The sequence below is a fragment of the Roseibium sp. QJM3NY_11 genome (genome assembly GCF_056173175.1).
Genome location: NZ_CM149660.1, coordinates 3,921,420 through 3,933,010, shown reverse-complemented (window position 1 = coordinate 3,933,010; position 11,591 = coordinate 3,921,420). Strand labels below are relative to the sequence as shown.

11 protein-coding genes are annotated in these 11,591 nt (G+C 61.8%); 6 read left to right on the top strand and 5 right to left on the bottom strand.

Going from position 1 to position 11,591, the window contains the following annotated elements; all coding sequences use genetic code 11:
• Window positions 1-40: 40 nt before the first annotated feature.
• Entirely contained in the window at window positions 41-703 is a 663-nt protein-coding gene (locus AC0VX3_RS18035; protein WP_475521667.1) for a DUF1638 domain-containing protein, read from the bottom strand.
• Window positions 704-731: 28 nt separating this feature from the next.
• A complete protein-coding gene (locus tag AC0VX3_RS18030; protein ID WP_475521666.1) occupies window positions 732-1,436 on the bottom strand; it encodes a corrinoid protein in 705 nt (234 codons plus the stop codon).
• 267 nt (window positions 1,437-1,703) lie between these two features.
• Here AC0VX3_RS18030 and AC0VX3_RS18025 point away from each other — a divergent pair, with 267 nt between their 5' ends.
• Complete coding sequence (locus AC0VX3_RS18025) at window positions 1,704-3,062, top strand: hypothetical protein (protein WP_475521665.1); 1,359 nt, start codon at window positions 1,704-1,706, stop codon at window positions 3,060-3,062.
• Window positions 3,063-3,150: 88 nt separating this feature from the next.
• On the opposite strand, the gene AC0VX3_RS18020 is transcribed toward AC0VX3_RS18025, so the two are convergent.
• Entirely contained in the window at window positions 3,151-4,821 is a 1,671-nt protein-coding gene (locus AC0VX3_RS18020) for a formate--tetrahydrofolate ligase (protein WP_475521664.1), read from the bottom strand.
• 301 nt (window positions 4,822-5,122) lie between these two features.
• On the opposite strand from AC0VX3_RS18020, the gene AC0VX3_RS18015 reads away from it, so the two are divergent.
• From AC0VX3_RS18015 to tdh, 3 genes are all read left to right on the top strand, one after another.
• Complete coding sequence (locus tag AC0VX3_RS18015; protein WP_348148285.1) at window positions 5,123-5,683, top strand: helix-turn-helix domain-containing protein; 561 nt, start codon at window positions 5,123-5,125, stop codon at window positions 5,681-5,683.
• 107 nt (window positions 5,684-5,790) lie between these two features.
• The gene (locus AC0VX3_RS18010) at window positions 5,791-6,978 is read left to right on the top strand and encodes a glycine C-acetyltransferase (protein ID WP_475521663.1); all 1,188 of its coding nucleotides are present in this window, start codon (window positions 5,791-5,793) and stop codon (window positions 6,976-6,978) included.
• Window positions 6,975-8,015, top strand: a complete 1,041-nt coding sequence (gene tdh / locus AC0VX3_RS18005) for an L-threonine 3-dehydrogenase (protein ID WP_475521662.1) — start codon at window positions 6,975-6,977, stop codon at window positions 8,013-8,015. The genes AC0VX3_RS18010 and tdh overlap by 4 nt, the downstream gene beginning before the upstream one ends.
• A gap of 125 nt (window positions 8,016-8,140) precedes the next feature.
• Here tdh and AC0VX3_RS18000 read toward each other — a convergent pair whose 3' ends face one another.
• Together AC0VX3_RS18000 and AC0VX3_RS17995 are read right to left on the bottom strand one after the other, a co-directional pair.
• The gene (locus AC0VX3_RS18000) at window positions 8,141-8,344 is read right to left on the bottom strand and encodes a YgaP family membrane protein (RefSeq protein ID WP_342894128.1); all 204 of its coding nucleotides are present in this window, start codon (window positions 8,342-8,344) and stop codon (window positions 8,141-8,143) included.
• Window positions 8,345-8,533: 189 nt separating this feature from the next.
• Window positions 8,534-9,745 carry a winged helix-turn-helix domain-containing protein gene (locus AC0VX3_RS17995; RefSeq protein WP_475521661.1) on the bottom strand — a complete coding sequence of 404 codons (1,212 nt, stop codon included), beginning with the start codon at window positions 9,743-9,745 and terminating at the stop codon, window positions 8,534-8,536.
• A gap of 378 nt (window positions 9,746-10,123) precedes the next feature.
• Here AC0VX3_RS17995 and AC0VX3_RS17990 point away from each other — a divergent pair, with 378 nt between their 5' ends.
• Complete coding sequence (locus tag AC0VX3_RS17990; protein WP_475521660.1) at window positions 10,124-10,792, top strand: substrate-binding periplasmic protein; 669 nt, start codon at window positions 10,124-10,126, stop codon at window positions 10,790-10,792.
• A 27-nt stretch (window positions 10,793-10,819) separates the two neighbouring features.
• Window positions 10,820-11,590: a sulfite exporter TauE/SafE family protein gene (locus AC0VX3_RS17985; RefSeq protein WP_475521659.1), complete on the top strand. Its 771-nt coding sequence runs from the start codon at window positions 10,820-10,822 to the stop codon at window positions 11,588-11,590.
• Window position 11,591 lies beyond the last annotated feature (1 nt).

The window sequence follows — 11,591 nt, the reverse complement described above, 5'->3', positions numbered from 1 at the left end:
CGTGAAAAACCGACTTCCGGCAGGCGAATGCCAGGGACTGTCAGGTCGCCGGTTCCTGTGCCAGGAACGGCGCCAGCAATCCGTAGCCGGTCTGCTTCATCTCGAAGGCGAGCCCGAGCCGGTCCGCGGCCTTCCGGGCGGCGTCCGCCAGGTCGGGGTCGTCGGTCTGGGCGATATAGAGCACGCGCGTGTAGTGGCCGAAATACATGTCCCTGAGATGGGGGTGCCAGTCGAGGCCGAGCGGTTCGATCACCATGGTCTGGAAGTGGCGTGCCAGAAAATCGGTGAGGTAGAAGGTGCCGAGCTGATCCTCCTCCATCCGGTCGAAGTCATCGATACCGGAAAAGAAGGCATAACAATGCGCCCCTTCGAGGCGCCGCGCGCCGGTTTCCTCCAGCACCCTGTCCAGCAGTCCACCGGTGCCGCAATCGCCATAGGCCACCAGGATGTCCGCATAGGCATCGCGGTTCATCTCGATGGTGCGGCGGACCTCGCCGGGGATCTTGTCGGGAGAGTTGTGCAACTGGGCGGGCAGGCAGGTCAGATCGATATGGTCGAGCCCGGATTGCCTGCGGATCGCGATGATTTCGCGCGCCAAGGCACCGCAGGCAATGACCAGCACGCGCCCGGTCTTGTCGTCTGCGCTCCGGTCTTGCGCGGTTCCCTCGGCCTCGACCGGAAAAAGAGGCTCACCAGCCAGCATGTCGGCCGCCTCCCGGAACATGTCCGGATCAGCTCCGGTTTGCCAGCTGGTTGTGCCGGCGGGCGATCAGGTCCTTCGCCATTTCGACCGCCACGGCCGCGTCGCGGCAATAGCCGTCGGCGCCGACAGCCTCGCCGAATTCCTCGTTCAGCGGCGCACCGCCGACGAGCACGATATAATCGTCCCGGATGCCCTTGGCCTTCATCTCGTCGATGACGACCTTCATGTAGGGCATGGTGGTGGTCAAAAGCGCGGACATGCCGAGGATGTCGGGCTGATGCTCCTCGATCGCGGCCAGATAGTTCTCGACCGGATTGTTGATGCCTATGTCGATCACTTCGAAGCCGGCGCCTTCCATCATCATGGACACCAGGTTCTTGCCGATGTCGTGGATGTCGCCCTTGACGGTACCGATGACCATCTTGCCGACCTTCGGCGCGCCGGTCTCCGCCAGCAGCGGCCGCAGGATGCTCATGCCGGCCTTCATCGCATTGGCCGACAGCAGCACTTCGGGAACGAACAGGATGCCGTCCCGGAAATCGACACCGACGATGCGCATGCCTTCGACGAGGGCTTTCGTCAGAACGTCATAGGGCACCCAGCCGCGTTCCAGAAGAATGTTGACGGCTTCCAGGATTTCATCCTGAAGGCCATCGTAAAGATCGTCGTGCATCTGTTCGACAAGTTCGTCGTCGGACAGGGAGGCGAGATCGATATCGTCTTCGTCGGACATGAGCGGCTCCAGATCGGTGCAAGGACCTTCAACTTGAGAAAAAACCTTATGCCTCAAGCCGCTTTGCCCGATATCTCCAAAGCGACACGGCCAGTCGTTCACGCGACAGCATCATTTCTCCTGGCATTGCTCCGGCTACGGGTTGAAGATCGCGCCCGAATATTCGTACCCTGAAAATCCTGTTTGCCGATATCGGTACCCTGCCACCCAACTCCCGGACCATCGATGACACGAGTTCTCCCTGCACGTTCAGGCGCTTTCCCGACTATGAGAAGAGCCTTTTCCGGACTGGTCTTTCTTGCATTTTTGATCAGTGCCGCGATGCTGCCTCTGGCAACCGGCGCCGTCGCCAAAGACACAGACACGTCCGGGGCTGCCGTAAATTGGTCCAATCCGGTCATCTCCTGGGTCTATGAAGACTATTCCGCGGACGAATTGAAAACGGTCTATCGGGCGCTTCACGACAGGGGCTTCTTCGTCAGCAACGTCGCGACAGCCGACCTGACGCGTCCGGACCTGGTCTCGTATATCATTCGGTATCAGGCTCATATTGCCGCAGACCGGACGGGTTACCTGAGCCGCCGCCAATTGGAGGATCTGCTTGCCGATCCGGAAGCGCCCCCGCTTCAAGAAACGCAGCAGGTACGCAGCAATCGGCTTCTGGACGGTAAAACGGCGGCAGAACAAGACCTTTGGAGGGCCGACTGGCAGAAACTCGGCTATTCGCTGGATCAGAAGAAACGGATCTACCGGGCACTCCACCATCTCGGCCTGGCCGACAGGGCGGAGATGGTCGCGGACTTCTCATTGCGGCTCGACCTGATCAAGGTCGTGCGCGCCTATCAGATGCAGGTTGGGTCTAATCCCACGGGTTTTCTGACCCGGGAGCAGGCGGAAACGCTGCTCGCCGTCAACGCGCCGCTTTTGCCCGGCGAACGGCAGGCAAAGCTGTTCGCAACGTACGGAAGCTTGCCGGTGCTTGGGTATTTCAGGGACCTTGGCCAGCAGGAATATGGAATCAGCAAGCCTGTTTCGACGGTCATCAAACGCTTTCAGGGCAAATTCGGTAGGCGCGTGGACGGCTATATCTCCACGGAACTGTTCGAAGCCGTGAAGACGATACCGCTGCGCGTGATGAGAGAGCAAGGCGCCGGGCATTTCCTCTTCGCCGATTTTGAGGAACTTCCCGTCTCCCGGGACTGGAAACTGTGGAAGGACGAGGCCGCGCACATCTGCGAGGCCTTTACGGCTTCAATTCACGAGGACGGTTTCACCGGCAGTGCGTCGCCGTCCAGCGTTTCGCTCTATCGTGGTCACGACTGGAACTACAATGAAGTCGCCACCAGCATTCATCTCGTGAACTGGAAGCCGGATACCATCGCGGAAATGCGCGTCAGCGGACGACGCTACTACGTCATGTCACCGCGGGGCTCAACGCGGTTCGTGGCGAAGGATGGTTCAAGACCCAATTCGCCACGGAAAAACTATGCAAACCTCTTCAATGGGATGCTGCGCGCGAACGGGTTCGAGATCAGCTATGAAACCGTGTTCGGGACCAGGGTCGTCGTGAGCTTTTCGGCGATGGGTTTGACCAAGCAGCTACGCGCCCTGATGAAAGTTTGTTGAGCCCGGACGGTTGCCGGCCAGTTGAATGAAAAGGGCGGATCATCTGATCCGCCCGGATCGCTGGATCGTTGAGTCCGGTCCACACAGATCAGAACAACCCCTCGATCTGCCCCTGGTCATCCAGCCGGATGTGATTGGCCGACGGCACGCGCGGCAGGCCGGGCATGGTCATGATCTCGCCGCAGATCACCACGATGAAACCGGCGCCGGCGGACAGGCGTACCTCGCGCACCGGCAGGCTGTGGCCGGTCGGCGCGCCACGCCGTTGCGGGTCAGTGGTGAAGGAATACTGGGTCTTGGCCATGCAGACCGGCAAATGGCCGAACCCGTCTTCTTCCCAGCGGTGGAGCTGGTCGCGCACGGACTTGTCGGCCAGCACCTCGTCGGCGCGGTAGATCCGCTTGGCGACCGCTTCGATCTTCGAAAACAGGGACAGGTTGTCGTCATAGAGCGGGGCGAACTGGGCCACGCCGCTGTCTGCAAGTTCGGCGACGTGGGCGGCAAGCTCCTCGGTGCCCGCCGAGCCGTCGGCCCAGTGAGTGGCGAGCACGGCCTCGACACCGAGTTCGGTGCAATAGGCTTTGACGGCCTGGACTTCGGCCTCGGTGTCGGCGGTGAAATGGTTGATGGCGACGACGGCGGGCACGCCGAACTGCTTGATGTTCTCGATGTGGCGGCCGAGATTGGCGCAGCCCTTGACGACGGCGTCCACATTTTCCGAGCCGAGATCGTCCTTCGCGACGCCGCCGTTCATCTTCAGCGCCTTGATGGTAGCGACAATGACGACCGCATCCGGATGCAGACCGGCCTTGCGGCACTTGATGTCGAAAAATTTCTCCGCCCCGAGATCCGCGCCGAAGCCGGCTTCGGTGACGACATAGTCGGCAAGATTCAATGCTGCCTGCGTTGCGACCACCGAGTTGCAGCCATGGGCGATATTGGCGAACGGGCCGCCATGGATGAAGGCCGGGTTGTTTTCCAGGGTCTGCACCAGGTTCGGCTGCATGGCCTCCTTCAACAGCACGGTCATGGCACCGTCGGCTTCCAGGTCGCGGGCGGTGATCGCCGTGCGGTCGCGCCGGTAGGCAACGATGATGCGGCCGAGCCGCTCCTGCAGGTCCTTCAGGTCGGTCGCCAGACACAGGATCGCCATGATCTCGGAGGCAACCGTGATGTCGAAGCCGCCTTCGCGCGGGAACCCGTTGGTGACGCCGCCGAGGGAGCAGACGATTTCACGCAAGGCCCGGTCGTTCATGTCGAGGACGCGGCGCCAGGTCACCCGGCGCAGGTCGATGCCGAGGTCGTTGCCCCAATAGATGTGGTTCTCGATCAGGGCCGCCAGCAGGTTGTGCGCCGAGGTGATTGCGTGGAAATCGCCGGTGAAGTGCAGGTTGATGTCTTCCATCGGCACGACCTGGGCATGGCCGCCGCCGGCCGCGCCGCCCTTCATGCCGAAGCAGGGGCCCAGCGACGGCTCCCGCAGGCAGATCATCGTGTTCTTGCCGATTCGGTTGAGGCCGTCGCCGAGACCGACCGTGGTCGTGGTCTTGCCTTCCCCGGCCGGGGTCGGATTGATCGCCGTCACCAGGATCAGCTTTCCGGTCTTGCGCCCGTTCAGGGCCTCGATGTAATCCGCGGAAATCTTCGCTTTGGTGCGGCCGTAGGGCAGCAGGGCGTCTTCGGGAATATCGAGCCGGGCGCCGATCTCCTGGATCGGTTTCATGCTGGCTGCGCGGGCAATTTCGATATCGCTGGCCATGGGGCGTCTCTCCGGGAGGGGTGGTTTTTAGGACGCGCTCTCATGGCGCGATGTACGTTCTCAGAACGCTAAGAGAGCGGGCGGTGCAGCAATTGTTCCGAATGCGACAGGATGCGCCCCGGAAGCGACGGTTTGGGCTTCACCCCATCAGATAGCATGAAACGCCTTGTGATGAAGTGCCACTTGTCGCCGGCTTCTTTCAGAAGGGGCTGTCTGTCCGCCGCGCAAGCATCATTGCGACACGATCCAGGGGATACAGATACCGATTGCATTGTCCGGCAGAACGGTTTTTGATTCTGTCATGACAGATTCCGATATTCTTTCCCGACTTCCCGAACGACTGAAAAAGGCCCGCCGCGCGCAGGGTCTCTCGCTGGAAGCCGTCGAAAAGCTCTCCGGTGTGTCCCGCTCCATGGTCAGCCAGATCGAGCGGGGGGAATCCAACCCGACCGTGGCGACCCTGCTGAACCTCACCCGCGCGCTGAATGTCGATTTTGCCGGGCTTCTGGGCGAAGAGGCCGCCGAAGACCGGGTCGAGATCCTGCACGAGCACCAGACGCCCGCGCTCGATCGCGCCGGTGACGGCTGCAGGATCCGGATCCTGTCACCGCCGCAGGACACCGGCCGTTTCGAGGTCTACGAGCTGATTTTCAGCGACGGCGGCAGACTGGAAAGCAAACCTCACGAACGCGGCACCCGCGAGCAGCTCATCGCCGAGGACGGCCGGCTGGAAGTCACCTCGGGTGTCGCCAAGGGGGTCATCAATCGGGGCGACACGGCGCGCTATGCTGCCGATGTGCCCCATGGCATCGAGGCGGTCGGCGGCCCCGCACGCGCAATCCTGATGGTGGTCAAATTCTGAATCCGTTCAGGTGCGTCAAAATTCCGTCATAGTGGAAGTCATGTCTTCTATTGCGAACGAAAATCCGGCATGGTGGACAGAACGTTCATTTCGCCGGAGAAGCCCCCGTGTCCAATGCCTTTCTGACCCACCTTTCAAAGACGCTCGAAGAGATCGAGGCCGAAGGGCTCACGAAGCACGAGCGGTTGATCACCTCGCCCCAGGGCGGACTGATCACGGTTGACGGGCGCGAGGTCATCAATCTGTGCGCCAACAATTATCTCGGCCTTGCCGATCATCCCGCCCTTGAGGAGGCGGCCGCAAAAGCGCTCGGAACGAAGGGCTACGGCATGGCCTCCGTGCGCTTCATCTGCGGCACCCAGGATATTCACCGGCAACTGGAACAACGTCTCGCGGATTTCCTCGGCAAGGACGACGCCATCCTGTTCGCCGCGTGTTTCGACGCCAACGGCGGTCTGTTCGAGCCGTTGCTCGGGCCGGAGGACGCGATCATATCGGACGCGCTCAATCATGCCTCGATCATTGACGGCATCCGCCTGTGCAAGGCCAGGCGCTTCCGCTACGCCAATTCCGACATGGCCGATCTTGAGGCGAAACTCAAGGAAGCCCGGGAAGCGGGCGCCCGGCACATCATGATCGCCACCGATGGCGTCTTTTCCATGGACGGCTATCTGGCCGATCTGCCCGGCATCACGGCGCTTGCCGCAAAATATGACGCCGTGGTGATGGTCGACGACTGCCACGCGACCGGCTTCATGGGGCCGAAGGGCGAGGGCATGCCCGCCCATTTCGGCGTTGACGTCGATATTCTGACCGGAACCCTCGGCAAGGCGCTGGGCGGTGGCATCGGCGGCTATATCGCCGGACCGCAGCCGGTGATCGATCTCCTGCGCCAGCGCGCGCGGCCCTATCTGTTTTCCAATTCCCTGCCGCCGGCGATCGTCATGAGCGCGCTTGAGGCCATCCGGCTGGTGGAGGAGGGCGACGATCTGCGCAAGGCCTTGTTCGACAATGCACGCTACTGGCGTGAAGGGCTGGAAAGCCTCGGCTTCACCCTGCTGCCCGGCGAGCATCCGATCATTCCGGTGATGCTGGGCGAGGCGAAACTGGCCCAGGCGATGGCCTCGAAGCTGTTCGAGGAAGGTGTCCATGTGTCCGGCTTTTTCTTCCCCGTGGTGCCGCGCGGCCAGGCCCGCATCCGCACCCAGATGAACGCGGCGTTGACCCGGGCCGATCTGGACCGGGCCCTTGGTGCCTTCGAAAAGGCCGGCAAGGCGACGGGTGTCCTGTCATGAGCAGCAACCAGATGAAGGCGCTCGCCAAGTCCGAGCCGCGGGAGGGCCTCTGGATGACGCGGGCGCCCGTGCCGGAAATCGGTCCGGACGATGTCCTGATCCGGATCAGAAAGACCGGGATCTGCGGCACGGACATCCACATCTGGAACTGGGACGACTGGGCGGCGCGGACCGTCCCGGTGCCGCTGATCACCGGGCACGAGTTCGCCGGGGAGATCGTCGAACTGGGCAGGAACGTCACGGATCTTGAAATCGGGCAACGCTGTTCGGGCGAAGGGCACCTGATCGGGCGGCATTCCCGCCAGTCCCGGGCGGGCAAGTTCCACCTGGATCCGGAAACCCGTGGCATCGGCGTCAACGAGCAGGGCGCCTTTGCCGAGTTCCTGCGCCTGCCGGCCTTCAACGTCGTGCCGCTGCCCGACGAAATCGACGACGAGATCGGTGCCATTCTCGATCCGCTCGGCAACGCGGTGCATACGGCGCTCAGCTTCGATCTGATCGGCGAGGACGTCCTGATCACCGGGGCCGGGCCGATCGGCATCATGGCGGCGGCCGTTGCCCGTCACGTCGGTGCCCGCAACGTGGTCATCACGGACATCAACCAGGTGCGCCTCGATCTGGCGGCAAGGGTCGCGGACGTCATGCCGGTCAACGTTGCCGAGCAGGATCTCAAGGGCATCGAAAAGAAACTCGGCATGAAGGAGGGATTCGATGTCGGCCTGGAAATGTCCGGCAGTCAGGCTGCGCTCGACCAGATGGTGGAGAACCTGGTGATGGGCGGCCGGATCGCGCTGCTCGGCATTCCGCCTGGCAAGTCCCCGGTGGACTGGTCGCGCATCGTCTTCAAGGCGATCACCCTCAAGGGGGTCTATGGCCGCGAGATCTTCGAGACCTGGTACAAGATGATCGCCATGCTCCAGAACGGTCTCGATGTGCGCAACGTCATCACCCACCGCTTTGGCGTCGACGACTTTCAGCAGGGCTTCGCCGCCATGAAGTCGGGTGAAGCCGGCAAGGTCGTCCTGACCTGGGCCTGAGGACCGGTTTTGGACGGCGTCCGGCCGCACAGAAGAACCTGTCGGCCCGATCCAGGGTCATCTCCGGTCTGGCCGGGGATCACCTCGGGTCGAGGGCCGTGCGGGCCTCGGCAAAGCCTTGAAGATTAGGAAAATCCGGCTTTTTGCGGCAGGCCGATCTTTTTCAAGATCATGACCACCGGGCACAGGCCGGTGAAGGAAGCCTGCACCAGATGGGCGCCAAGAATGCCCGTCAGCCAGAGCCAGTTGATATTCACATAGACGGCAAGTAGCACGGAAGCGACGATCAGCGCCCCGACAACGAGAAGAATACCTCTTTCCACGGTCATGATGGTCTCCTGGAGTTCATGAGGCCCTGTGGACGAATGCGTGAGGCTTTTCGTTCACAGACCATAGTTTCGCAAGGATGAAAGTATGCGCTCATTCCGTTGCGCGCACCAGCGGTTTCAAGCGCAAGTCTTCCGCGAACCCTGCGGCATTTTGCCAGCCGGTCTGAAACTGACGGGGACGTTCCCGGTCTATGCCGGCCTCAGCCAGCCGCTTTCGTAGGTGACACCCGAACAGCCTGAAAACCGGGCGGTGCGATCCAGCTCCGCCTCAAGTTTCGCAATCCGGCCTCTGGACGGCCTGATGCCCTGTTCTGGCCAATAGGCGCGCACGTGAAGCCGGTCGTCGCTTCGAAACGCCTTCATGTCGATCCGCCCGATCAGGCGGTCGCCCTCCAGAACGGGGAAGACGTAATAGCCGTATTTTCGTTTGGGTTCGGGAACGAATATCTCGATCCGGTAGCTGAAGCCGAACAGGCGCTCGGCGCGCTTGCGATCGCGCAGCGCGGGATCGAAGGGTGACAGAATGCGAACGCGGGATGGCGGATCCGGAAGATCGTCCAGGGTTCCGAGTGTTTCGGGAGAGGCGAAAACCTTCCGGTACGTGCCGTCGGCATTTTCGATCTCGATTTCGGCAAGGGTGCCGGCCTCCAGGCAGACCTGGCACCAGGTCCTGGCCTCCAGCGGCGTGATCAGGTCCCAGAACGCGGCGAGTTCGCCCGGCGTCGCGAAGCCGAGCCGGTCCAGTGCGGACCGTGCCGCCCAGTCGACCGTTTGGTCCACGTCGGGGGCAGGGCGCAGATGCGCGGACGGTATGACGCGCTCCGTCAGATCGTAGACTTTCTGAAAGCCGTCGCGGCGGCTCACGGAAAGTTCGCCGGTCCGCCAGAGGAACTCCAGTGCGGTCTTGGACGGATGCCAGTCCCACCAGCCGCCACTGCTGCGCGGCTCGTCGGCGCCGACCGATGCGGAGGTGACCGGCCCGTGGTCGCTGATCTGCTTGCGGATCTCCTCGAATTTCTCCTCGAAGCCGGATCTGCGCCAATCCCGCCAGCGTCCTTTCAGCTTTTTCCGGTCCCTGCGGAACCGAAGCTGCCAGTGGGGGAAAAACTCGGTCGGGATGACGGCCGCATCATGTGTCCAGTGTTCGAACACATGACGGTCGCGCTCCAGCAACGATTTCAGGTTCTTTTCCCTGTAGGCAGGCCGGCGCGCCGCCAGGATCATGTGATGTGCGCGGGCCACCGTGTTGATGCTGTCGACCTGGACGAACCCGAGCGTGTCGATAACCGCACGCAGATCATCGCCCTTGCCGCTTCCCTTGGGTGCGGTGGCAAGTCCGTGTCTGTCGAGGAAAAGGCGCCGGGCAAGGCCGTTCGGCATCCTGAGAAGAGCAGCAGGCATGAACGCACGGTATCATCTTGCCGCGACGGATGGAACGCACTGCAAGGAAGTCAGGCGTTCCAGGCGAATTATTGTAAATATTAACAATGCTTTGGGTCGCGGTACGACCATTCAGTACAAAAACACACCCGCAATACACGTTTACCGTGTCTATTCCGATTGACCGGGTGAGTGAAAACAGTTTCACTCAAATCGTGGGCATGCGAATTTTTGAGCTGGGCAGGTAAAAAAATGAGTAAATGCAATAGGTTAAAAAAATTAATTGCGAATTTCTGTGTTGCGGTTCTTTTCAATGTGGTTGCGGGTCAGGTACACGCAGCCTCTGAATCCTGTTCGACTGTCAAGCTGAACGGCTCAAGCGTCTGGTTTCCGGTTTCCATGCGGGAAGAGCCTGCCGGCGGCCTGCGGGGCGTTTTTCCGGATCTGGCGGGCAGGATCTTCGATATCCTTGACGTACGATTGAAATCCGGGCCGGATCTGCCCTGGAAAAGGCAGCTCACCTTGCTCGAGAACGGCCAGATCGATGTTCTCGCCGGAGCCTATGTGACCAACGAAAGGCTTCAGAAATTCGGTGTCAGTCGGCCCGTCATGAAAGAGGATGTCGCGGTTTTCATCCGCGCCGGTCTGCCATTTCGCCCGCAAGGCCCGGCGGAGCTGGCGGGGCTGCGCGGTGTTGCCCCGTTCGGGGCCTCCTTCGGGGAGGAGTTCGATACGTTCGCCGAAGTCAATCTTGCGATCGACCGGCATCCGGTCGATGATCTCAAGACACTCATCCGGCTTCTGATCGAGGACAAGGCCGACTACATGGTCAGCTCGCGTCTGGGCGGGGAGCGGTTGGTCGGACAGATGTCCGCCTACGGTGTGGTGGAAGTCCTGCCCTGGCCGGCGGCCGTGAACACGCTGCATTTTCTGTTCTCCAGGGCAACGCCCTGCATTGATTTGCTGCATTCGTTCAATGCGGAACTGGAGCGGCAAATCGATGCCGGCAAGCTCGAGGACGACATGAATATCTATGGCCATGGTGCGGACAGCCGGACACCGGGTTAGAAACACGGCGCCTTCGAGGCGGGCGGGATGACCGTCTGGTCAGGCACGGGGTTCGAATTGGCCGCGATCGCTGCCGGCGTGTTTCTCTGTGCAGGGTTCGTGAAGGGGTTGGTGGGCTTCGGCCTGCCGACAATCGCGCTGGGGCTGATGACGCTCTTGGTCGGTGTGGAAAAGGCCATGGTCCTGATCCTGTGGCCGGCAGTCGTCTCCAATGTCTGGCAAGGAGTGTTCGGCGGGCATCTGCGTTGTCTTCTGGCCCGGCTCTGGCCTTTTCTCGCCTGTGCGGTCCTGATGCTTGCGGCCGGAACGTTTTTGCTCACGCGGCTGCCGGAAGGGGCCGCGGATCTGCTTCTCGGCGTATTGATGATCGGCTACGCGGTTCCGTTGCTGGCGGGGGGCGCGCCTGGGATTCCCGAAAGGCTGATCGCCCCGGTTGGCGTGATCGCCGGTCTGGTGAACGGGGTTCTTGCCGGGATGACCGGGTCCTACACGGTCCCCGGCGTGATGTACCTACAGGCGGCAGGACTGCCGAGAGATCAGCTGATCCAGGCCATGGGCCTCCTGTTTCTGCTGTCGACGTTGGCACTGGGGGCGTCTCTCGGCGGCTTTGGACGGGTGGGCGGACACGACCTGCTGATGTCGCTTGCTCTTGTCGTGCCCGCGCTCGGCGGCGTGTGGGCGGGACGCGGATTGCGCCGGCAGGTCTCGGAGGCAGCCTTCCGCAAGCTGGTTCTGGCAGCCATCCTGTTGCTTGGCCTGTACCTCGTTCCGCTGGGAATGTGGCGTCTGTACGGCTGAG